Below are 20,500 nucleotides of genomic sequence, written 5' to 3'. Positions count from 1 at the left end.
CTGCGTGCTGGCGCAAGCTTTCCTGTGACTTTCCTTGTATAGTCGGCGCTTTGCGCTACAGTGCTTTCATCACGCACAGGGGAGTCTCGCATGCCGCTGACACTGACCTTTACCGATACCGATGAATTGCTGATCGCCGCCTTGCACAAGCGTGCCCGCGCGCATGGACGCAGCATCGAGGACGAGCACCGCGACATCTTGCGCAGCGCCTTGCGGCCGCTGCCGAAGCGCCCGCTCGACGATATTCTGCGCGGCATGCCCGACGTGGGGTTGGATGCGGATTTTGAGCGCCGCCCTTGAGTCATGCCCGTCTATCTGGTCGACACGGATGTGATCGTTGCGGCGCGCAAGGGCGGCGCCGCGCCAGCAGGCGTGGCTACCTTCTTCGAGCGGGTGACGCCAGAGATGCGCTATGTGCCGGTGCAAGTGATCGCGCAATTGCGCGCAGGCATACAGCGCAGCTGGCGGCGCGAAGCGGCGCTGGAAGCACTGGCGCTGGAAGGCTGGCTGGAAGCCGTGCTGGCAGAGTATGCGCCCCGCTTGCTGGAATTCGACCTCGATTGCGCGCTCGTGTGCGCCCGCCTGCATGGCCGCGGCCATGCGCATGGCATCGATGGACAGATCGCGGCGATGGGCATCGCCTATGGCTTGACGGTGGTCAGTGGCAGGCTTGACAGTTTCGCGGCGCAGGGGCTGCGCCTGGAAAATCCGTTTAATTGAAGCTAATTGCGGCTTATTGCGGCTTGTTGTCTTCGTCTGCCAGGGGATCTTCGAACGGGTCGGCCGCGGGGATCGTGTATTTCTCTTCGGCCCAGGCACCCAGGTCGATCTGCTTGCAGCGCTCCGAGCAGAAGGGGCGGAATTTGTTGGCTTCAGTCCATTCGACTTTGGCGGCACAGGTAGGGCAGTTAACGACGGTCATGATGGGGCAAATAAGTAACAATTAAAAATTACAGAGCGTGAGCTCGAACGGGACATCTTCTTCCAGCGGCTTGGGTTTCAAGTCGCCGCCCTGGGTGGTGAAGCGCACCCACAGCATGTATTTGTTGGCGGAAATTTCCGGGATGGCGCCGCTGTTTTCATCCAGGCTCAGGCGCAGCATCTGGTAGACCTTGCCTTGCAGCATTTGCTGGTAGCTGCCGCCATTGGCGATCAGTTTAACGGGTCCGCCGGAATCGCGCAGCAGGCGCAATACGAGGGCCAGCGCGTCGAACAGCGGTGCCAGCGGGGCGAACCAGGCGTGGATATCGGTCAGACGCTGTTCCGAGCTGCGTTTTTGCCAGGCAAAGTATGACGGCAAGTCGAATTCGCAGGCGCCGCCCGGAATGATGGTGCGGCCGCGGATGCTCATCAGCCATTCATTGTCGCGGATATTCTGTCCCGTCTTGCCTTGCGCCGCCACCAGGGCGCCGCTGACGCTGTCGAGTTCGCCGAGGATGGCATCGAGGGTTTCCGGTTCCACGTTGGGATTGCTGCGGTAGCCGAGCAGGCTCTGGCGCTGACGCTCGAGTTCCTGCAGCAGGTCGGACTTCAGGTCGGCGCGGCCGGCCACTTCGAGCATATCGAAAATAGTTGCCAAGGCAACATGGTGCTGCATTGCATGCTCTTGCTGGATGAAGAACTTGAATTTGTCGTACAGGTCTTCCAGCCGCAACAAGGTACGTATGCGTTCGTTGAAAGGGTATTCGTAGACAATCAAAATAATTCCCTTAAGTAAGGACCTGCAAACAATCCCGTGATTTTGAACCAAGCGTCGACAAATTACAAACGTTGCGACCCGATTCCGGCCATTCTTTTTGAAAATGCCAGATATAAATCGTGCAACTGGGCAATCTGCGGCGCCAGGGCGGCCAAATCGCCATTATTGTCGATCACATCGTCCGCCGCCGCCAGGCGCATGGCGCGCGTGGCCTGTGTGGCCATGATGGCTTTGACTTGTTCTTCCGATAAGCCATTGCGCGCCATCACGCGCGATACTTGCAGGCTTTCCAGGCAATCGATGACCAGCACCCGGTTGACCCGCTCCACCCATCCACCGGACTCGACGAGCAGGGGAACGGCAAAGATCACATAGCTGCCTGTTGCCTCGGCGGCCGCCGCCAGGGTGGCCTGGCGGATGCGCGGGTGCAGGATGGCTTCCAGTCTGGCCTTGGCGGCGGCGTCGGCAAACACGAGGTTGCGCATTTTTGTGCGGTCGAGGGCGCCGCGCGCATCGGCGTAGTCGGCGCCGAATTCCGCCACCAGGGCCGGCATGGCCGCGCCATTCGGTGCCGTCAGGCTGTGCGCGATCTGGTCGGTGTCGACGATGGAGGCGCCGCGCGCGGCGAACAGGTCGGCCACCGTGCTCTTGCCGCAGCCGATGCCGCCGGTGAGACCCACGCTGAAATAAGGGACGTTGTGTAGTTGCATGTGTTTATCCATAGGGGCGCTGCTGCGCGGGTCAGCTGGTCAGCTGGTCAGGCCCAGTGTGAGGCGCGACAGGGGCGTGCCGTATAGCAGCGCGATCAGGCCAGCCGCCGCCAGGTAGGGGCCGAACGGAATCGGTTTGTCGCGCCCCCGCTTGGCAAACACGATCAGGCCGATGCCGACCACGGCGCCGACCAGCGACGATAATAAGATGATCGTCGGCAGCATGGTCCAGCCCAGCCACGCACCGAGCGCCGCCAGCAATTTGAAATCACCATAGCCCATTCCCTCCTTGCCTGTCGCCAGTTTGAAGACCCAGTACACGGCCCACAGGGCCAGGTAGCCGGCGACCGCGCCGATGACGGCTTCCTGCAGGGGCACGAAAGTGCCGTTGATATTGACCAGCAAGCCCGCCCACAGCAGGGGGAAGGTGAGGTCGTCGGGTAGCATTTGCGTATCGGCATCGATGAAGGTCATGGCGATCAGCAGCCAGGCAAACACGAGCGTGGCCAGGCCCGTCCAGCCGCTGCCGAAGTGCCAGACCAGCAGGGCCGACAGCGCGCCAGTCAGCAGCTCGACCAGCGGATAGCGCACGGAGATCGGCGCCTGGCACGCGCTGCACTTGCCACGCAACAGCAGATAGCTGAGGACGGGGATATTTTCCATGGCCGTGATGCGGTGGCCGCAAGCGGTGCAATTCGAGTGCGGCAGCATCAGGTTGTAGCGGTCCGTGTGCGGCAAGGGCAAGCCGCTTTCTTCCGCCACATAATTATCAGATTCGCGCTGCATCATTTTCGGGACGCGGTGGATCACCACATTCAGGAAGCTGCCGACGATCAGGCCGAACAGGGCGGCGACGAGGGCGACGGGCAGATTGCCGGGCGCGGCGAACAGCAGGGTATCTTGCAGCATGGTGGATTTGTCTGAGGTGATGATGTTGCCGCGCAAACATTGCCTGGCACTGCCGCAGTGTAAAACATCTGCTGGCGCATGGGGGCAATAAAGGTCTTGCCTGCTTTTATGCGATCAGGAATTCCACGCGTTTTCCCGTTCTGGCGAGCATGTCGACCAAGGCATCGATGGTGAACTTGGGCGTTTTCTTGTTAATGACATCGGAAACACGGGGCCGCGTTATCCCGAGTATTTGGGCGGCATCGGCCTGCTTCAGGTTTTCCGTATTGATCCACAGGGCCAGTTCGGCCATCAATTTTTCCTTGATGGCGACCTTGTCCGAAATGATGCGCTTCGACCGCGCGTGAAGTTCGGCGGCTTCGCCGGACTCAAAACCCAGATCGCTAAAAACGTTCGCGCCGACAGCGGTGACGTGCGCTGATTTGGTGTCGATACTCATTTCTTGCTCCTTTCCTTGCGCACCGTTTTGTAGCGGGCAATCGCAATATCTTTATCTTGTTTTGCCGTGGTATTGGTTTTCTTCTTGAAACAGTGCAAGACATAGATGGCTTCCGGGAACTTCGCGACATACATCACCCGGAACCAGCCGTCATTCAGATTGATAATAATTTCCCTGGTGCCTGCACCCACCTCGTCAAATGGCTTCCAATGATCGGGTTCCAGTCCCGCTTGAATCAGGCTGAGCTGGTGACCAGCCTCCCGGCGCGCATCCAGAGGGAAAATATGGTCATTCCTGAGATCGTTCAGGGAGCTGCCGCGCCACTCGATGGGGCTCTTCTTAGTGTATCAAATTTTATACACTTGTCAAATCACCGCCCCCAGCTTGAAAATCGGCAAATACAGGGCGATCACGAGGGAACCGACGAGCACGCCCAGCACCACCATCAGCGCCGGTTCCAGCAGCGTGGAAAGGGTGGCCACGGTGGCGTCGATGTCGGCCTCGATGATGTCGGCCGCGCGCGACAGCATGGCGTCGAGGGCGCCCGATTCCTCGCCGATCAGGGTCAGTTGCGTCAGCAGCGGGGGAAACACGCCGCAGTGTTCCATGGCCAGGGCCAGACTGCCGCCGGCGCGGATTTCGCTTTCGATGCGTGTCGTCGCTTCCTGGTACAGCGCGTGGCCAGAGGCGGCGCCCACCAGGCCGAGAGAGTCGAGCAGTGGCACGCCGGCGGCGAACATGGCCGCCAGGGTGCGCGTCCAGCGGGCGATTGCCGCCTTGCGCAAGAGGGGGCCGAAGACGGGCAGGCGCAGCGCCCGTAGTTGCGTGTTGCGCCGCCACGTGGGATAGCGGCGCCAGGCCAGGTGCAGCAGCAGGCAAGCGAGCAGCAGCGCCGCCAGCAAGGCCAACCAGTAGCGGACAACAAAGGCGGACACGCCCATGACGACCAGGGTGGGCAGCGGCAACGGTGCGCCAAAGCTGTCGAAGACCTGGCGGAAAGCGGGCACGACCACGCTCATGATGATGGCCGTGACAACGATGGCGACGAGTACGATGGCCAGCGGATACATCAGCGCGCCGCGTACCTTCCGTCGCAGGGCGATGGCCTTTTCCTGGTGCGTGGCCAGGCGCGCCAGCAAGTCCTGCACGATGCCGGCCTGTTCGCCTGCCGCCAGCAGATTGCAATACAGTTCGTCAAACAGCAGGGGGAACTTGCGGAACGCCTGCTGCAGGCTGCTGCCCGCTTCGATATCGTGGCGCAAGTCGCGCATCAGCTCGGTGACGGCGGGTTTGGCGTGGCCCTTGCCGGCGATGTCGAAGGCGTGCAACAGCGGCACCCCGGCCGCCATCATGGTCGACAACTGGCGCGTGAACAGGGCGATATCCTTGCGCGTGATGGCCTTGCCGGGCGCGCTGCGCGCTGCCTGCACACGTGTGGCCAGGATGCCTTCGCGTCGTAGCGCGGCCTTGGCGGCGCTGGCGTCGGCGGCGCGCAAGACGCCATCGACCGGCTTGCCATGGCGGTCCGTGCCCTTCCACGCAAAGCGCCGCTCGGCCGCCATGTGCACCTCCTGCCGTCACGTTAGCAGCGTGGGGCAAAAGCACCAGCGGCGCTGGCGGCAAGCTTGATGTGGCTCAGCCTTTTGTGGTTTGTACTTCCGTCTGCACAACGGCCTGGGCCTTCACGTCGGCCGCATCATCCTCGTCGCTGTCCGTGCCCTTGCTGATGCTTTCGCCATCGTCGCGGCGCAAGGTCCAGAAGGTCAGCGAGGACAGCACCGTCAGCGCGGCCAGGGTCAGAAAGGCGTGGTGCAGGGCCGTGCTGAGCATGGCACGGTCCGACTGCGGCATGTCGCCCAGGTACCAGCCCGTGATCAGCGAACCGAAGGCGAGGCCAAAGCTCATCGACAGTTGCTGCATCGAGCTGGCGATGGTGCTGGCCATGCTCGAATCGCTCTTGTCGACGTCGGCATACGCGATGGTGTTCATGCTGGAAAACTGCAGCGAATTGAAAAAGCCCATGCACAGGCTGATGGCGACGATCACGTACAGGGGCGTCCCCACGCCCACCTGCGAAAACATGGCGATGGTGACGCCGATCAGTACGGTATTGACGATCAGTACCTGGCGATAGCCGAAGCGTGCCAGCACGCGCGCGGAAATGAATTTCATGCCCATGGCGGCCGCGGCCGACGGCATCATCAGCAAGCCCGATTGCCAGGCGGGCAAGCCCAGGCCCAGCTGGTACAGCAGCGGCAGCAGGAAGGGCAGGCCGCCCACGCCCAGGCGCGTGACGAAGCCGCCCACGACGGAGACGCGGAAGGTGCGGATCTTGAACAGGGTCAGGCGCAGCAGCGGATGCAGCACTTCACTCGAATGCCAGACATACGCGGCCAGCAGGCTGATGGAGATGAACAGCAGCACGGCAAACGAGGTGCCGTCGATGCGGTGTTCGCCGAAGATTTCCAGCAGCCACGACAGCAGCGCGATGCCCGTGCCGAACAGCACCAGGCCGATCAGGTCCAGCGGACGGGGCTTGTCGCCATAGTAATCGGGCATGTAGCGGTGCGCCAGGTACAGCGCCACCAGGCCGACAGGTACGTTGACGAAGAAAATCTCGCGCCACGACAGCCAGTGCACGATCAGCCCGCCCACCGTGGGTCCCAGCAGGGGGCCGATCAGGGCGGGGATGATGACGAAATTCATGGCCGCCAGCAATTGCGACTTGGGAAAGGTGCGGATGATGGTGAGCCTGCCCACCGGCATCATCATGGCCGCGCCCACCCCTTGCAGCAGGCGCGCAGCCACCAGCATGGGCGCATTCACGGACAGGCCGCACAGGATGGAGGCGAGGGTAAAGATGGCGACGGCGGCGGAAAACACGCGCCGCGTGCCGAAGCGGTCGGCCATCCAGCCGCTGATGGGAATGCACACGGCCAGGCTCAGGATGTAGCTGGTGACGACGGCCTTCAGGCTCAGTGGCGTCACGTTCAGGCTGGCGGCCATGGCGGGGATGGCGGTGTTGACGATGGTGGAGTCGAGTTGCTCCATGAACAGGGCGGTGGCGACCACCCAGGGAAGGTAGCTTTTGATCGGGGAACTGGTCATGGATGCGAGCCTGAGGAGAAAAAACGGAGCCGACAGTACGACGAATTGTCACATAAATGGCGCAGGCGTGCCGCCCACGCCATTCATTTTGGCAGCGTGCCGCGGGCTTAGTCCATGGAACATTTGTTCCATGGCAATAGATTGCCGGCAAGGCTAACATGTGTTTTCCGGCAGCTCCGGCCTCTTTTCCTCGAAAGTCACACCACATGAAAAATGCATTTACGTTCCTTGTCCTGGGCGCGGCCCTGTCCGCATGTGGTGGCAGCAGCGATGGCGGCAAGCCTGAGGTGCCCATCACCCCGCCCGTCGTGGTCACGCCTCCTGTTACACCCGTCGACAGCGTGGCCGTGGCGTCAGCCGCCGTGGCCAAGGAGGCCGGCTTGAGCGTCATTGCGGGCGCCAGCGCCGATGAAAGCGTGTATGACGTGGCCGCCGATATCGGCGACACCTGGCGCATCACCTTCGACAACGTCAAGAAAACCTACGCCATCCGCGTGCTGTCGACGCAGTTCGGCTTGAGCGACCGCAGCGGTACGTTCAGCGCCACCACCGTTGGCAATCTCACCACCTACACGGCAACGGATTTCAGCGTCACCGTCGATGCGCGCACGCGTCTTCTGTCGGGCAATATCAAATTGGGCAGCATGCTCTCGACCGTCAGCGGCACCGGCTATGCGGTGAGCGACGTGGCCAAGCTGGCCGGCAGTTATATCTTCCTGGGCGCCATGCGCAATGCCTCGAACGGCGGCGACCGTTTCAATCCGAAAGGCAGTCTCAAGGTGGCGGCCGATGGCAGCGCGCAACTGTGCAATGGCGGCGTGTTCAATGCGCAAGGCGTGTGTTCTGCGGTATCGCCGCAGCTGGAAGCGGAAAACGCCAGCCTGACCCTGGTCAAGGATGCAAAGAACGGCTTGCTCTTCGCCCGCCAGGGTGACCAGGACTTCGGCATCGTGCACGTGCACGCGGGCGACCGGGGGCTGGCGCTGTTTATCGACCGCTACAGCCGCAACCAGCAGAACGTGCTGCGCGTGGGCACCATCGTGGCGGCCAAACAGCAAAAGATCGGCACCGAAATCGCCGGCAGTTACGCTTGTGCGGCGTCGGGCATCAGCGCGAACATCGTCGTTGCCGGCAGCACCGCCACCATCACCAACAACACCGCTGGCAAGACGCACGCCGAAACCATCACCACCAACAAGCTGGGCCTGGGCGCGCTGGCCGTCGATTTCGATGGCATCGCCGTGTTCAAGGATCCGGCCGACGTGCCGGCAGATTATTCGATGTTCATGCCTGTGTCGTCGAGCATGGCGGTTGAGTTTTCGACCGACCGCTCGTACATGGGCATGTGCTTGAAAAATTAGTCGCTAGCGTTTGATGTGATCCAGCGCAGCCAGCAGCGGTATGGCGGCATCGGCAATCCGCTCCAGGCTGGCCTCGCGCAGGGCGGCGGTGTCCACCGTGTGGCCGGAGTCCAGCCCCGCCCAGCGCAGCAGCGCCGAACACGCGGCGGGCGTGTCGAACATGCCGTGCAAATAGCTGCCGAGGATTTGCCCGTCGCCCGACATGGCTCCTTCCGGCCGCCCATCGATGACAAAGGCCGGCTGCGCCAGCGCCGCGCCATGCGAGAGTCCCATGTGGATTTCATAGCCTGCCACGGGCGCATCGGCCGCGCCGGAAAACGCGCAGTAGCCGCTCACTTGTTCCAGGCGTTTTTCGCTCGTCAGCTCCGTCACCATGTCCAGCAATCCCAGCGCCGTTGACTCTCCCGCCGCGCCTTCCACGCCCAGCGGATCGCGCACGCTTTGCCCCAGCATCTGGAAGCCGCCACAGATGCCGAGCACCTTGCCGCCGTAGCGCAGGTGTTTTGCCAGGTAGGCGGGCCAGCCTTGCTGCTGCAGCCAGGCCAGGTCGCCCCGCGTGTTTTTACTGCCAGGCAGGATTACCAGGTCGGCCGGCGGAATCGGCTGCCCTTGCTGGACGAATTGCAGGTCGATATCGGGGTGGGCGCGCAGCGCGTCGACATCCGTGTGGTTGCTGATGCGCGGCAGTTGCGGCACCACCACCTTGAAGGCGCCGCGTTCGGCCTGCATCGCTTCGACGGCATCTTCCGCGTCGAGGAACAAGCCTTGCAGGTAGGGCAGCACGGCCAGCACGGGTTTGCCCGTCTGCTGTTCCAGCCACTCGATGCCTGGCGTGAGCAGCGAGACGTCGCCGCGGAAGCGGTTGATGACGAAGCCCAGGATGCGCGCCCGCTCACTGTCGGACAGACAGGCCAGGGTGCCGATGATGTGGGCGAAGACGCCGCCCCGGTCGATGTCGGCCACCAGGATCACGGGACAGTCGACGGCTTCGGCAAAGCCCATGTTGGCGATGTCGCGCGCGCGCAAATTGACTTCGGCGGGACTGCCCGCGCCTTCGACGACGACTGCGTCGTACTGCTGGCGCAAGCGCGCGTACGATTCGAGCACGGCGCCCATGGCGATGGTCTTGTATTGCTGGTAGTCGCGCGCATCCATCTCGGCGCGCACCTTGCCGTGGATGATCACTTGCGCGCCCGTGTTCGACGATGGTTTCAAAAGTACCGGATTCATGTCCGTGTGCGGCGCAATGCCGCACGCCAGCGCCTGCAAGGCTTGCGCGCGGCCGATCTCGCCGCCGTCGCTCGTTACGGCGCTATTCAAGGCCATGTTTTGCGGCTTGAACGGCGCTACCATCACGCCACGGCGTTTCAACAATCGACACAGGGCCGCGACGATGGTGCTCTTGCCCGCATCCGACGTCGTGCCTTGCACCATCAGCGCTGGAAACGGCACTTGCTGCGTCATGGGACGGCTTTCGTGCGGTGCTGGCGGGCCGCTTCCAGCTGCTCGCACATGGCGGCCGTACCTTCGATCATGCGCGGGCCGGCGCGGTTCAGCAGGTCGCCATTCAGGCGGAACAGGTTATTCTTGCGCACGGCCGTCATCGACGGGAAGGCGCGCCACATAGCCAGGCCGCCTTCGCTGCGCGGATCGCTTTTTTCGCTTGTCCCGAAGATGACTTCCGGGTCTTCCTGCAGCACACCTTCCGGCGTGACGACTGGCGCCACCACCTTCATCGCGGCGAACACATTCTGGCCGCCGCAGACACGCATGGAGTCGCTGATGATGCTCGCGCCGCTCAAGGTATATAACGGTTTGTCCCACACTTGGTAAAACACGCGCACGGGCGGGCGCTGCGCGTATTGCGCCGTCAAGCTGGCCAGCTTGGCGCGCAGCTGGGCGGCGGCCGGCTTGGCGACTTTTTCCGTGCCCATCAACTGGCCCAGGCGCTCCATGCTGTCGGGGATGTCGGCCAGCTTGCGCGGTTCGCTGTGATAGATGGGCACCTTCAGCTGGCGCAGCATGGCGATCTGACGTTCGGCACTGCCATGCATCCACACGACGATGAGGTCCGGCTTCAAGGCAATGATGCGCTCCATGTCGTACTGGCGGTTGTCGCCCACTTGCGTGATTTTCTTTGCCGCTTCCGGATAGTCGCTGTAGCTGACGACGCCGGCGATCTTCTCGCCGCCGCCGGCCGCGAACAGCAGCTCCGTCACATGCGGCGCCAGCGCCAGGATGCGCTGCGCCGGTTTTTCCAAAGTGACGGTATTGCCGTCGTCGTCGCGCACGGTGATGGCGGCGTGTGTTTGCAGCGAGACCAGTCCGGCCAGCAGCAGTGCTGTTTTCAAGTGGTTCATGTGTGCTTCCATGTGGTGAGGGCTTGCTGCAGGCGCAGCCAGGCGTGTTCGTCGGGGGGCAAGCCCAGGCGGATGCCATGGGCCGCGTGGCGGAACAGGCGCACCCAGATGCCCGATTCTGCCATGTGGCGCCAGAACGCTTCGGCGCGTGCTTCCGGCCACCACTGGAATAGCGCCGTGCCGTTGCTGGCGATGCCGTGCGCGGCCAACAACTGGCGCAGGCGCTCGCCATCGCCGCGCAGGCGTTCGCGCATCGCCTCCTGCCAGTGCGTATCGTTCAAGGCGGCCAGCGCCACCTGCTGCGCCGGACCGCTGACGGTCCACGGTCCAAGCATGTCGGCCAGTTGCACCAGCAGGGCGGGATGGGCGGCGACAAAACCCAGGCGCAATCCCGCCAGGCCAAAGAATTTGCCCACCGAGCGCAGCACGATCAGGCCCGGCTGGCCTGTGTGCGGCCCGAGGCTTGCTTGCGCTTCCGTGTCGCCGAACGCTTCATCGACCACCAGCCAGCCGCCGCGCGCGGCCAGCTTGCCCGACCATTCCAGCAGCAGTGCGGGAGCGATGCGCTCACCGGTGGGATTGTTCGGATTGCAGATGACCAGCACGTCGCAGTGGTCGATGGCATCGGCCAGCTGCGCATACGGCACTTGTCGCAATTCGTGACCGTGCTGGCCCCAGTGGTGCGCGTGTTCCGCATACGACGGCGCGGCGACCACCACGCGCGACGGCGCGCGCAGCCGGGGCAGGGCCTGGATGGCAGCTTGCGTGCCGGCGATCGGCAGCATGGCTGGTGCACCGTAATAGGCACAGGCGGCTGCCGCCAGCGCAGGATCGGCTTCCGGCAGCCGGTGCCAGGCGCTGGCGCTGCTGGCGGGCACGGGATAGCCGTGCGGATTGATGCCGGTCGACAGGTCGATCCAGTCGGCCAGTGGTCGTCCATATTCGCGCGCGGCGTCGCGCAGGTTGCCGCCATGTTCAAGCAAGGTATTTCCCTTTCAGGTAGAACAGGCCCGCCAGCAGTGCCATCCAGATCAGCCACAACACGGCCGTCTCGGCCACCAGGCGCCAGGCGCGGTCGATATCGCGCGCTTCGGCCGGGCGTCCGCTACCCAGTGGCGGACGCTGTTCCAGTTCACCGTCGTAGATGGCGTCGCCGCCCAAAGCCAGGCCCAGGGCGCCGGCGCCGCTGGCCATCACGGGTCCCGCGTTCGGGCTGCCCCAGCTGGGCGCCTGCGTGCGCCAGCAGTGCCAGGCGCGTTTTTTGTCGGCCATGTTCTTGCCCAGCATGACATACGACAGGGCCGTCAGGCGCGCCGGCAGGTAATTCAAGACGTCGTCGATGCGTGCGGCGCAGCAGCCGAACCAGTCGTAGCGCTCGTTGCGGTAGCCCCACATGGCGTCGAGCGTATTCGACAGGCGGAATAGCACGGCGCCGGGGCCGCCCGCCACGGCAAACCAGAACAGGGTGCCGAAGACGGCGTCGTTGCCGTTTTCCAGCAGGGATTCCGTGCTGGCCTTGGCCAGGCTGGCCGCATCGGCATTGGCCGTGTCGCGGCTGACGATGCGCGCCGTCAGCAGGCGCGCGTTGTCCAGGTCATCGATGGCCAGGGCGTCGGCGATCGGTTGATTGTGGTCGCGCAGGCTGCGCAGGCCCAGGCAAAGATAGAGCAGGACGACGTGGAGGGCGGCGCCGGCCAGGCCGCACAGCCAGTAGGCGGCATAGCTGATGGGCAGCACGGCCAGCAACCACGCCAGCGCACCGCGCAGCAAACGCCCACGGCCCCGGTTCAGCAGGCGTTCCAGAGCGCTGGCGAAGCGGCCAAAACCCACCAGCGGATGCCAGCGGCGCGTTTCTCCCAGCAGCAGGTCGAGCAGCACGCCGGCCGTCATCAAGGCGGCCAGCATGGGCAGCGACAAGCCGCTCAGCATGGACCGCCTTTCAGGTACAGGGGCAGGCCGGCGGCGACAAAGACAGCCTTGTCGCAAACGGCCGCCACGGCCTGGTTCAAGCGGCCCGCTTCATCGGTGAAGCAGCGCGAAATGGCGCCGTAGGGCACGATGCCCATGCCCACTTCATTCGATACCAGCACAATGTCGCAAGCTGTGTCTTCGATTTCCGCCAGCGCATACAGCAGGTGCGCGCGCTCGCTGTGGAACAGTTCGGGCAGGGTGATGTCGCCCACATCCGGATACGTCTCGCCAGTGGAAAACATCAGGTTCGTCAGCCACAGGGTCAGGCAGTCGACCAGCAGCAGCCTGCCGGGCCGGGCTTCCCGCAGGATGGCGTCGCCCAGGCGCAGCGGTTCTTCGATAGTCACCCACCCGGCCGGGCGCTGCGCGCGGTGATGCGTGATACGCGTGGCCATCTCGCCGTCACCCGCCTGCGCCGTGGCGAGGTAGAGTACTTCCTTGCCGGACTCGCGGGCCAGCGTTTCCGCATAAGCGCTCTTGCCGGAACGGGCGCCGCCGAAGACCAGTGTGCGCGTCATGGCGCTGTTACCACTCGGTACCGAGTTGCGCGCCGATGCCGGCCGCATACGCATGTTTGACGACGGCCATTTCGGTAACGGTGTCGGCGATCGCGATCAATTCGTCCGGCGCGCCGCGGCCCGTGATGACCACGTGCTGCATGGCCGGGCGTTCCAGCAGGTCGGCGATGATTTTATGGACGTCGAGGTAGTTGTATTTGAGGGCGATATTAAGTTCGTCGAACAGCACCAGGCCGTAGCTTGGGTCGGCCAGGAAGGTCTTCGCCTGTTCCCAGGCCAGTTCGGCCTTTTCGATGTCGCGCTCGCGGTTCTGCGTTTCCCAGGTATAGCCTTCGCCCATCGCATGAAAACTGATTTCGTCGGGGAAGCGGCGCAGGAATTTTTCTTCGCCCGTCGACATGGCGCCCTTGATGAACTGCACCACGCCTACCTTCATGCCGTGGCCCATGGCGCGGATGGCCATGCCGAAGCCGCTCGAACTCTTGCCCTTGCCATTGCCCGTGTTGACGATGATGATGCCGATTTCCTTGTCGGCCTTGGCGATGGCCGCGTCGATGATGGCCTTCTTGCGCTCCATGCGCACGCGGTGGCGTTCGTTGATAGCTGCGGTATTGGCTGCGGTGTCCGCGTCGATGTTGTCGCTCATGTCAGTCCTCTTTCGGTATGAATATCTTGCGTTTGCCGTGATCGATGATCTCGATCGGGTGGCCCAGGTAGTCGCTCAGGATGGATGCCTGCATCACGTCGGCCACGGGACCGGCCAGCCAGCCGCCGTCGCCCATCAGCAGCAGCGCATGGGTCGAGACGCTGTGCGCCAGGTTCAGGTCATGGCCCACCATCACCACGGTTTTATTCTGTTCGCGGCACAGCTTAGCCAGCAGGCCCATGACGCTGACCTGGTGCGCCAGGTCGAGCGCATTGGCCGGTTCATCGAGCAGCAGCAAGGGCGTATCCTGCGCCAGCATGGCGGCGATCGCCACACGCTGACGTTCGCCGCCGGACAGGCTGCGCACATCGCGTTCGGCCAGGTGTTCCACTTCCATCGAGGCCAGCGCCGCCAGGGCGATGCGCTGGTCGTCGCTGCCTTCCCAGTAATGGTTGTCGTGATACGGGTGGCGCGCCGACAGCACGGTTTCGATGACGCGGTACGAGAACGCGTCGTGGCGCGCCTGCGCCAGGAAAGCCCGTTCGCGCGCCAGTGCGTCCAGCGGCCAGTCGATCAGGGCGCGGCCCTGTATCGTTACGTGGCCCGTATCCGGTTCGCGCAAGCCGGCCAGGGTGCGCAGCAAGGTGCTTTTGCCGGCGCCATTGCGGCCGATCACGCTCCAGCATTCGCCATCCCTGATGTGCCAGATGAGGTTTTCCACGAGGCAGCGCGTGCCCGCCTTCAGGCCGAGTTGGTAAGTACGTATCATGTGCGGCGTAATCGGTGCAGTTGGTACAGGAAGACGGGCGCACCGATCATGGCTGTCACCACGCCGACGGGCAACTGCAACGGTGCCAGCACGGTGCGCGCCAGGGTATCGGCCAGCACGAGGAAGGTGCCGCCTGCCAGCGCGGCAGCGGGTATCAACAGGCGATGATCGGGGCCGCAGGCAAAACGCAGCGCATGCGGCACGATCAGGCCGACGAAGCCCACGCTGCCGGCGCTGGTGACGGCGCTGGCCGTGAGCAGGCCGGAACAGAAGAACAGGCCCTTGCGCAGCGCGCCCACGCGCACGCCCAGGGTGCTGGCCGCTTCCGCATGCAGCGCCATGACGTTCAGCGAGCGCGCGCAGCGCAAGGCGAAGACCAGGGCGCCAGCCAGGACCAGCCATGGCATCAGCCGCGCCGGTGCGCCGGACAGGTCGCCGATCATCCAGAACACCATGCTGCGCAAGCGGCTTTCCGGGGCAATCGAGAGCATCAGGGTGACGATGGCCATGCAGGCCGAGGCCAGGATCACGCCCGTCAGCAGCAAAAGCGAGGCGCCGCCTTCGGCCGCAGTGCCGCCGCGCAGGTCGCGCCGGGCAAAGAAGTACAGCAGCATGGAGACGCCGACGGCGCCGGCAAAGGCGGCCGCATCGACCACCCACAGCGCGCACATGAACAGCAGCGCGGCCAGTGCGCCGACGGAGGCGCCGGCGGAAATGCCCAGCACATACGGGTCGGCCAGGGGATTGCGCAGCAGCGCCTGCATCATGACGCCGGCCAGCGACAGCGCCGCGCCGGTGACAAAGGCGGTCAGCGCGCGGCCCAGGCGCAGGTCGAGCAGGGTGTCGGCGAGAGTGTCGGTCTTGCCCTGCAAAACATGGAACAGGGCGGAAGGCAGGTCGGCGAGCGGGATCGCGATCGAACCGATCATGCCGGAGAAAATCAGGCTGGCAATCGCGCACACGATCAGCACTGTGAGGATCACGGTGGCGCGGTGGCGCATATTGCGGAAAAATGGGTGCATGTACTGCCTTAGGTGAAGCGGGAGCGGTGCAAGAGGCTGCGGATTTCTTCTGATGCCTTGGTGGGACGTATACGAAAAATGGCCCGCATGCGATTGCGCGTACGGGCCATTGTAATCAACTCCTGGCCGCTTTAGAAATCGTAGCGTGCCGAGAGTTTCATCTGGCGGCCATTGCTAGGATAGATGCCGCCTTTGCAGCTGTAGGCGTTGGTGAAGTACTGCTTGTCGGTCAGGTTCAAGGCATTGACCGCCACTTCCCAGGCGCCGAACTTGCGTGCATAGCGGGCATCGAACGTCGTGAACGCCGGGATCTTGGAAGAACAGGTATTGGCAAAATCGCTGCCATAGCGCTGGCTGTCCACCCATTGCGCACCGATATCCGCGCTCTGACCATCTTTCGGCACCCACGACAGACGAGCCGACAGGGTGTTTTTCGGGATCAGGGTTAGTTCCTTGCCCGAGTTGGCCCCTTCGGTGAAGGTCGCTTTCACGTGCTGATAGTGGCCGCTGACTCTCCAGTCAGCGGCGATATTCGCGCTGGCATCGAGTTCAAAACCCTGGTGCTTGGTCGGATCGAGGTTGGTGTTGGCACCCCAGCCCATTTCGCCTGCCGTCGGATCGTAATAGATCTCGTTGGTCAGCTTGTGGCGGAAGACGCGTGCATCGAGCTTGACGATGCTGTTGTTGTAGGTCGCGCCCAGCTCCAGGTCATGCGAGGTCTGGCCTTGCAGAGGCTTGTTTGCAATAGGGGTGGAGTTGTTCTCATCGGCGTTCGCCACGCGATAGCTCTGGCCGGCCTTGGCGTACAGATTCACCTGCGGTACGACATCGAAGCTGCCCTGTACGTCCCAGGCATTGAAGTTCTGCTTGATGTTGTAGGCTGTCGTGGAGTATCCGATAGGGTCGCTGAAGTCCTTGTCGAAGGTTTCGTGGCGTACGCCTGCGGCGATGCGGAAATTTTGCGGGCTGGCGAATTTCAGTTCATCGCGCACATAGAATGCCTGCGATTTCTGATTCGCCTTGGCCAGCGAATAAGAACTGTCGATGTTGGAATCCCATTTGATGAAGTCGACACCTGCAACGATCTCATTGAGCATGCCGTCAAACTGGCCCAGGTGACGCAGGCGTGGTGAAAACTGGTTTTGTTTGGTCTTGGCTTGTCTTGGGCTGCCGTAGTTCGACTTGGCCGTCTTTTCGCTACGAGACAGTTCCGCTGCTAGATCCACAGCTCCCAGGCGTCCCTCGGCGAACGCGGTGTAGCGGTCGCTGTCAATCGAACCGAAATCTTTTGGCATCTTTGTCTGGCGTGGATTGGCTTCAAACTGGGCCATTGTGAGGCTGCCCGGGAAGCGGATATCCTGGCGCGTGCTGTCGATACGCAGGCCGGCGCGAACATCCTTGCCACTCCATTGTGCGCCGCCGCTGAAGGTATTTTGTTTGTATTCGTTGTTATCGCGGTAGTTGTCCGTTTCCAGTCGGCCGATGGCGGCGTTCAGCGCCACGTTGTCCCAGGATTGAACAACGGAGCCGCGCACTTCGCGCTGGCCAAGTTGGCCTGCTTCCGCAAATACGGTGCCGCGGCCCGCCTGCTTGCCTGGACGCTTGGTGACGATATTGATGATGCCGCCCGTCGCGCCGTCGCCGTACAGGACGCTGCTACCGCCGCGCGTGATTTCGATGCGCTCAACGCTATCGATGGCAATGGTTGTCAGCAGGGGATCGGACAGCTCATTTTCCGACAGGCGCACGCCATCGAGGACTACGACCATGTTCTGGCTGGCGGTAGCGCCGAAACCGCGCAGGTCCAGGGTGAAGTTGTCCGGATTGCCTGCCAGGCCTTGGCGGCCGTAGACGCCGCCGATCTTGCGGATGGCCTGATTCACATCCGTCACACCCGCGCGGCGGATTTCATCGGCCGTGATGACGGTGGCGCCGATCGGTTGCAACGCCGGGTCGCTGTTGAAGCGGGAGCCGGTGACAACGATCTGGTCCAGCGTGTTGTTCGCGGTTTGCGCGAATGCTGGAGCGGCGGCGATGAAGCAGAGGGAAATAGCGGAAACCAGGGCGCGCGGCGCCATTGCCGGCGCGCGGCGGTGTAATACGGGAGTTGTCATGATATCGTTTTCTTCGGAAAAAGCACCCGGCTCGCGTCCCCGCAAGCCAGATTCAACGGAAGGCGCGGCACCCGGCAAGGCCCGCACTTCCACCTGTCCTGGCCGGTATCCGGGCTGGCAAGTGCGGCTATCCCACCTTCCCATGCTCGATGATTGCAAGCACAGTGGTTGTCAGAGATAGCTTGTCGCCCGCTTCCTGTTGCGAGGGGGGACACTTGCTTACCGTTGCGGGGGCAGCACACGTTCGCCGCGACTGCGGCATCGTGTTTCCCGTTTAACTGCGCTCATGGACATGAACGCGGGCACCAAAACCCCGCCATTATACGTGCAGCAGGCGGGGACTGACATGGCTGGCTGGACGATTCGATATCAGAAATCGACGACGACCGTCGCACCGTAGGCGATTTTATGGGCGGAACGGGCGGCCAGCAGGGCCGCTTCCTCCAATGGCAGCCGGGCTTGCAGTGCCGACAGCAGGCGTATGGTGCCCGCATGGCAGATGATGATGGCCGTTTCGTGTTGTTCGCGCAACAGATCGCCTAAAAAGGCATCGACACGGGTGGCCATTGCCAGCACATTCTCGCCTCCACCGGGGCGGTACCAGGCCAGGTCGGCGGCCCAGGCATCGATGTCCGCGCGCGCAATCGCGTGCCAAGGCTGCATTTCCCATGTGCCGAAATCCATTTCGGCCAGCCGCGCGTCAAGGCGCAGGGCGCTGGAAGGCAGGTCTTGCGCCAAGGCTGACGCCAGGCCGGCGCAGCGGCGCAGCGGGCTGGCATACAGCGGCACGCCGGCCGGCAAAGTCGCTTGCAGGCTGGCGCGCACGGCGGCCAATTCGTGCGGCGCCACCGCCACGTCGCTGCGGCCATAGCAGGTGCCGCTGGTTACCTGCGGCGTGGGGTGGCGAACGAGGATCAGGCGCATGCTTGTTTAGTAGAAGCGCAATGGAGGTTGAAAGCTGGACAGGATGGCCAAGTAAATCGCCACTTCCGCCACCTGCTGCACGGCGCCCAGGCAGTCGCCTGTGTAGCCTTGCAGGCGGTGCTGGCATTTGCGGCCCAGCCAGAATGCGGCAGCTGCCGCCGCCACGACGGCAAAGACCAGCGTGGCCCAGTCAAATATCCCCAGCAGGCCGCAGGCGATGGCGGGCAACAGGGCGCAGGTAGCGGCGATGATGAACTCTCCGGTAGTCATTTCTTGCGCCATCGGCTTGGCCTTGCCTTCGTCGCGCGCGTAGTCCATGACCCAGATCAGCGACACGGCGGCCAGGCGAGACAAAGGATGGGCGATGAATAATGTCGCCACCACCGTGGCAGGTGGTGTTGAGGCGAGCGCCGCGCATTTGATGGCCAGCAGGCAGAGGATGCCGATGGCGCCATACGCGCCGATGCGCGAATCCTTCATGATTTCCAGCACCCGCCCGCGCGTCATGCCGCCGCCGAAACCGTCGCACATGTCGGCAAAACCGTCTTCATGGAAGGCTCCTGTCAGGTAGATGCCGGCGGCGACGGCCAGCAGCACGGCCACCGCCGAAGGCAGGAGCCAGCTGGCCACCAGATACACGGCGCCACTGATGGCCGCCACCACCACGCCGACCAGTGGAAAGTAGCGCGAGGCGTGCTGCAGCCAGGCCGGCTCGAAACCCACCCAGCGCGGTATTGGCAGGCGCGTGAAGAACTGCAACGCGATAAAGAACAATCGGCACTGGTGGACTGCGGCAGAAACGGGATTGGTCATCGTCTTAGTCTGGCGTGGACTTTTCGCTGACCTGGGCCGAGGCAAACGTCGCCATCTCGCGCATGAAGTTGACGGCCGCGTGCAGCAGCGGCAAGGCCAGCGCCGAACCCGTGCCTTCACCGAGGCGCAAATCGAGGTGCAGCAGCGGACGCGCGCCCAGGCTGGCCAGCAACTGGCGATGGCCGTTTTCATCGGAGCAGTGCGAAAACACACAGTAATCGAGGATGGCAGGCTGCAGACGGGCCGCCACCAGCAGGGCGCTGCTGACGATGAAGCCATCGATCAGCAGAATCATGCGCCGTTCGGCCGCCTTGAGCATGGCGCCGGCCATCATGGCGATCTCGAAGCCGCCAAAGGTGGCCAGCACGTCGAGCGGCTCATTGACTGCCGCGTGATGAGCGGCGGCCGCTTCGATCACTCGTTGTTTATGCAACACGCCATCTTTCGACAGGCCGGTGCCGGCGCCCACACAATCGGCGACGGGTGTGCCCGTCAGCTTGTGCATCAGTGCCGCGGCAGCGGTGGTGTTGCCGATACCCATTTCGCCAAAGCCCAGCACATTGCCATCCAGGGTGGCGACCAGGTCCATCCCTGCCTGCATGGCGGCCAGGCATTGCTCTTTGCTCATGGCGGGCTCTTTGGCGAAGTTGCGGGTGCCGGGGCCTTGCTTGCGGTCAAGCAAGCCGTCGCGCGGGCCGAAATCATGGTTCACGCCAGCGTCTACTATATAGAGGGCGCAATCGGCCTGGCGGGCGAAGACATTGATGGCGGCGCCGTTGCCGAGGAAGTTTTCCACCATTTGCCAGGTCACGCTTTGTGGGTAAGCGGAAATGCCTTCCGCGACGACGCCATGGTCGGCCGCGAAAACGATGATGGCGGGCTGGTGCAGTGCCAGCTGCGTGCCTTGCTGGATCAGGCCGATCTGATGGGCCAGGGTTTCCAGCATGCCGAGGCTGCCCAGCGGCTTGGTCTTGCTATTGATGGCGTGTTCGAGTGCGCTGGCCAGGGCGGGATTGGCGGTAGAGGTAATGTGTGGGATAGGCATGGGAATCTATATGGATGAGGCAGGGTATGGTCGGCACTACGATATCACACAGCAATATTTGCCCAGATGCAAATTAGCGCTTGCGGGGAGTT

The 20,500-nt window shown here is 63.3% G+C and carries 23 protein-coding genes and 1 riboswitch; of the genes, 3 read left to right on the top strand and 20 right to left on the bottom strand.

What is annotated here, in order from left to right; translation table 11 throughout:
• Positions 1 to 90 precede the first annotated feature (90 nt).
• Together SJI03_RS05000 and SJI03_RS04995 are read left to right on the top strand one after the other, a co-directional pair.
• A complete protein-coding gene (locus SJI03_RS05000) occupies positions 91 to 300 on the top strand; it encodes a FitA-like ribbon-helix-helix domain-containing protein (RefSeq protein WP_070219361.1) in 210 nt (69 codons plus the stop codon).
• A gap of 3 nt (positions 301 to 303) precedes the next feature.
• Positions 304 to 720: a VapC toxin family PIN domain ribonuclease gene (locus SJI03_RS04995; RefSeq protein ID WP_322426454.1), complete on the top strand. Its 417-nt coding sequence runs from the start codon at positions 304 to 306 to the stop codon at positions 718 to 720.
• A gap of 13 nt (positions 721 to 733) precedes the next feature.
• Here the strand turns inward: SJI03_RS04995 and yacG are convergent, their stop codons facing one another.
• The 8 genes from yacG to SJI03_RS04955 form a co-directional block, all read right to left on the bottom strand.
• Entirely contained in the window at positions 734 to 925 is a 192-nt protein-coding gene (gene yacG, locus SJI03_RS04990; protein WP_034748814.1) for a DNA gyrase inhibitor YacG, read from the bottom strand.
• Between the two features lie 18 nt (positions 926 to 943).
• Positions 944 to 1,699 carry a cell division protein ZapD gene (gene zapD, locus SJI03_RS04985; RefSeq protein WP_034748811.1) on the bottom strand — a complete coding sequence of 252 codons (756 nt, stop codon included), beginning with the start codon at positions 1,697 to 1,699 and terminating at the stop codon, positions 944 to 946.
• Between the two features lie 62 nt (positions 1,700 to 1,761).
• Positions 1,762 to 2,409 (bottom strand): dephospho-CoA kinase, encoded by a 648-nt coding sequence (gene coaE / locus SJI03_RS04980; RefSeq protein WP_322426453.1) that lies wholly within the window; start codon positions 2,407 to 2,409, stop codon positions 1,762 to 1,764.
• A 39-nt stretch (positions 2,410 to 2,448) separates the two neighbouring features.
• A complete protein-coding gene (locus tag SJI03_RS04975; RefSeq protein ID WP_322426452.1) occupies positions 2,449 to 3,318 on the bottom strand; it encodes an A24 family peptidase in 870 nt (289 codons plus the stop codon).
• A 106-nt stretch (positions 3,319 to 3,424) separates the two neighbouring features.
• A complete protein-coding gene (locus tag SJI03_RS04970; RefSeq protein ID WP_322426451.1) occupies positions 3,425 to 3,757 on the bottom strand; it encodes a helix-turn-helix domain-containing protein in 333 nt (110 codons plus the stop codon).
• Positions 3,754 to 4,032, bottom strand: a complete 279-nt coding sequence (locus SJI03_RS04965) for a type II toxin-antitoxin system RelE/ParE family toxin (protein WP_416208734.1) — start codon at positions 4,030 to 4,032, stop codon at positions 3,754 to 3,756. The genes SJI03_RS04970 and SJI03_RS04965 overlap by 4 nt, the downstream gene beginning before the upstream one ends.
• A 90-nt stretch (positions 4,033 to 4,122) precedes the next feature.
• Positions 4,123 to 5,319, bottom strand: a complete 1,197-nt coding sequence (locus SJI03_RS04960; RefSeq protein ID WP_322426450.1) for a type II secretion system F family protein — start codon at positions 5,317 to 5,319, stop codon at positions 4,123 to 4,125.
• Between the two features lie 73 nt (positions 5,320 to 5,392).
• Positions 5,393 to 6,865: a DHA2 family efflux MFS transporter permease subunit gene (locus SJI03_RS04955; RefSeq protein ID WP_233516285.1), complete on the bottom strand. Its 1,473-nt coding sequence runs from the start codon at positions 6,863 to 6,865 to the stop codon at positions 5,393 to 5,395.
• 206 nt (positions 6,866 to 7,071) lie between these two features.
• Here SJI03_RS04955 and SJI03_RS04950 point away from each other — a divergent pair, with 206 nt between their 5' ends.
• Positions 7,072 to 8,226 (top strand): hypothetical protein, encoded by a 1,155-nt coding sequence (locus SJI03_RS04950; RefSeq protein WP_322426449.1) that lies wholly within the window; start codon positions 7,072 to 7,074, stop codon positions 8,224 to 8,226.
• A 3-nt stretch (positions 8,227 to 8,229) separates the two neighbouring features.
• On the opposite strand, the gene SJI03_RS04945 is transcribed toward SJI03_RS04950, so the two are convergent.
• The 12 genes from SJI03_RS04945 to cobT form a co-directional block, all read right to left on the bottom strand.
• Complete coding sequence (locus SJI03_RS04945) at positions 8,230 to 9,690, bottom strand: cobyric acid synthase (protein WP_322426448.1); 1,461 nt, start codon at positions 9,688 to 9,690, stop codon at positions 8,230 to 8,232.
• Positions 9,687 to 10,586: a cobalamin-binding protein gene (locus tag SJI03_RS04940; RefSeq protein ID WP_322426447.1), complete on the bottom strand. Its 900-nt coding sequence runs from the start codon at positions 10,584 to 10,586 to the stop codon at positions 9,687 to 9,689. The genes SJI03_RS04945 and SJI03_RS04940 overlap by 4 nt, the downstream gene beginning before the upstream one ends.
• Positions 10,583 to 11,569 (bottom strand): threonine-phosphate decarboxylase CobD, encoded by a 987-nt coding sequence (gene cobD / locus SJI03_RS04935; RefSeq protein WP_099379790.1) that lies wholly within the window; start codon positions 11,567 to 11,569, stop codon positions 10,583 to 10,585. Before cobD ends, SJI03_RS04940 begins: the two co-directional genes overlap by 4 nt.
• A complete protein-coding gene (cbiB, locus tag SJI03_RS04930) occupies positions 11,562 to 12,515 on the bottom strand; it encodes an adenosylcobinamide-phosphate synthase CbiB (protein ID WP_322426446.1) in 954 nt (317 codons plus the stop codon). The genes cobD and cbiB overlap by 8 nt, the downstream gene beginning before the upstream one ends.
• Positions 12,509 to 13,075 (bottom strand): bifunctional adenosylcobinamide kinase/adenosylcobinamide-phosphate guanylyltransferase, encoded by a 567-nt coding sequence (cobU, locus tag SJI03_RS04925; protein ID WP_322426445.1) that lies wholly within the window; start codon positions 13,073 to 13,075, stop codon positions 12,509 to 12,511. Before cobU ends, cbiB begins: the two co-directional genes overlap by 7 nt.
• Positions 13,076 to 13,082: 7 nt before the next feature.
• Positions 13,083 to 13,721 (bottom strand): cob(I)yrinic acid a,c-diamide adenosyltransferase, encoded by a 639-nt coding sequence (gene cobO, locus SJI03_RS04920; protein WP_099379793.1) that lies wholly within the window; start codon positions 13,719 to 13,721, stop codon positions 13,083 to 13,085.
• A 1-nt stretch (position 13,722) separates the two neighbouring features.
• On the bottom strand, positions 13,723 to 14,490 hold the full coding sequence (locus tag SJI03_RS04915; protein WP_322426444.1) for an ABC transporter ATP-binding protein: 768 nt from the start codon (positions 14,488 to 14,490) through the stop codon (positions 13,723 to 13,725).
• Positions 14,487 to 15,512, bottom strand: a complete 1,026-nt coding sequence (locus tag SJI03_RS04910) for an iron ABC transporter permease (protein WP_322426443.1) — start codon at positions 15,510 to 15,512, stop codon at positions 14,487 to 14,489. Before SJI03_RS04910 ends, SJI03_RS04915 begins: the two co-directional genes overlap by 4 nt.
• A 131-nt stretch (positions 15,513 to 15,643) precedes the next feature.
• Entirely contained in the window at positions 15,644 to 17,626 is a 1,983-nt protein-coding gene (locus SJI03_RS04905; protein ID WP_322426442.1) for a TonB-dependent receptor, read from the bottom strand.
• 82 nt (positions 17,627 to 17,708) lie between these two features.
• A riboswitch (cobalamin riboswitch) is annotated at positions 17,709 to 17,951 on the bottom strand.
• A gap of 44 nt (positions 17,952 to 17,995) precedes the next feature.
• Positions 17,996 to 18,550, bottom strand: coding sequence for a histidine phosphatase family protein (locus tag SJI03_RS04900; protein ID WP_322426441.1), 555 nt, complete (start codon positions 18,548 to 18,550; stop codon positions 17,996 to 17,998).
• Positions 18,551 to 18,556: 6 nt separating this feature from the next.
• A complete protein-coding gene (locus tag SJI03_RS04895) occupies positions 18,557 to 19,363 on the bottom strand; it encodes an adenosylcobinamide-GDP ribazoletransferase (RefSeq protein ID WP_322426440.1) in 807 nt (268 codons plus the stop codon).
• Between the two features lie 4 nt (positions 19,364 to 19,367).
• Positions 19,368 to 20,408: a nicotinate-nucleotide--dimethylbenzimidazole phosphoribosyltransferase gene (cobT, locus tag SJI03_RS04890; RefSeq protein ID WP_322426439.1), complete on the bottom strand. Its 1,041-nt coding sequence runs from the start codon at positions 20,406 to 20,408 to the stop codon at positions 19,368 to 19,370.
• Between the last annotated feature and the right edge of the window lie 92 nt (positions 20,409 to 20,500).

The sequence above is a fragment of the Janthinobacterium sp. GMG1 genome (assembly GCF_034427795.1).
Taxonomy (GTDB): Bacteria; Pseudomonadota; Gammaproteobacteria; order Burkholderiales; family Burkholderiaceae_D; genus Janthinobacterium.
Note: the sequence above shows the minus strand (reverse complement) of the source record. Positions and strands in the feature narration are given on the sequence as shown.

What these genes read in the sequence shown, in the direction of transcription:
- SJI03_RS04960 (WP_322426450.1), bottom strand. Translation starts at nt 5,319, where the DNA reads ATGGCGGCCGAGCGGCGCTTTGCGTGGAAGGGCACGGACCGCCATGGC.
- SJI03_RS04945 (WP_322426448.1), bottom strand. Translation starts at nt 9,690, where the DNA reads ATGACGCAGCAAGTGCCGTTTCCAGCGCTGATGGTGCAAGGCACGACG.
- SJI03_RS04900 (WP_322426441.1), bottom strand. Translation starts at nt 18,550, where the DNA reads ATGCGCCTGATCCTCGTTCGCCACCCCACGCCGCAGGTAACCAGCGGC.
- SJI03_RS04905 (WP_322426442.1), bottom strand. Translation starts at nt 17,626, where the DNA reads ATGACAACTCCCGTATTACACCGCCGCGCGCCGGCAATGGCGCCGCGC.
- SJI03_RS05000 (WP_070219361.1), top strand. Translation starts at nt 91, where the DNA reads ATGCCGCTGACACTGACCTTTACCGATACCGATGAATTGCTGATCGCC.
- SJI03_RS04970 (WP_322426451.1), bottom strand. Translation starts at nt 3,757, where the DNA reads ATGAGTATCGACACCAAATCAGCGCACGTCACCGCTGTCGGCGCGAAC.
- SJI03_RS04975 (WP_322426452.1), bottom strand. Translation starts at nt 3,318, where the DNA reads ATGCTGCAAGATACCCTGCTGTTCGCCGCGCCCGGCAATCTGCCCGTC.
- coaE (WP_322426453.1), bottom strand. Translation starts at nt 2,409, where the DNA reads ATGCAACTACACAACGTCCCTTATTTCAGCGTGGGTCTCACCGGCGGC.
- SJI03_RS04950 (WP_322426449.1), top strand. Translation starts at nt 7,072, where the DNA reads ATGAAAAATGCATTTACGTTCCTTGTCCTGGGCGCGGCCCTGTCCGCA.
- SJI03_RS04995 (WP_322426454.1), top strand. Translation starts at nt 304, where the DNA reads ATGCCCGTCTATCTGGTCGACACGGATGTGATCGTTGCGGCGCGCAAG.
- SJI03_RS04955 (WP_233516285.1), bottom strand. Translation starts at nt 6,865, where the DNA reads ATGACCAGTTCCCCGATCAAAAGCTACCTTCCCTGGGTGGTCGCCACC.
- SJI03_RS04940 (WP_322426447.1), bottom strand. Translation starts at nt 10,586, where the DNA reads ATGAACCACTTGAAAACAGCACTGCTGCTGGCCGGACTGGTCTCGCTG.
- SJI03_RS04895 (WP_322426440.1), bottom strand. Translation starts at nt 19,363, where the DNA reads ATGACCAATCCCGTTTCTGCCGCAGTCCACCAGTGCCGATTGTTCTTT.
- cbiB (WP_322426446.1), bottom strand. Translation starts at nt 12,515, where the DNA reads ATGCTGAGCGGCTTGTCGCTGCCCATGCTGGCCGCCTTGATGACGGCC.
- cobU (WP_322426445.1), bottom strand. Translation starts at nt 13,075, where the DNA reads ATGACGCGCACACTGGTCTTCGGCGGCGCCCGTTCCGGCAAGAGCGCT.
- cobO (WP_099379793.1), bottom strand. Translation starts at nt 13,721, where the DNA reads ATGAGCGACAACATCGACGCGGACACCGCAGCCAATACCGCAGCTATC.
- cobT (WP_322426439.1), bottom strand. Translation starts at nt 20,408, where the DNA reads ATGCCTATCCCACACATTACCTCTACCGCCAATCCCGCCCTGGCCAGC.
- SJI03_RS04915 (WP_322426444.1), bottom strand. Translation starts at nt 14,490, where the DNA reads ATGATACGTACTTACCAACTCGGCCTGAAGGCGGGCACGCGCTGCCTC.
- SJI03_RS04910 (WP_322426443.1), bottom strand. Translation starts at nt 15,512, where the DNA reads ATGCACCCATTTTTCCGCAATATGCGCCACCGCGCCACCGTGATCCTC.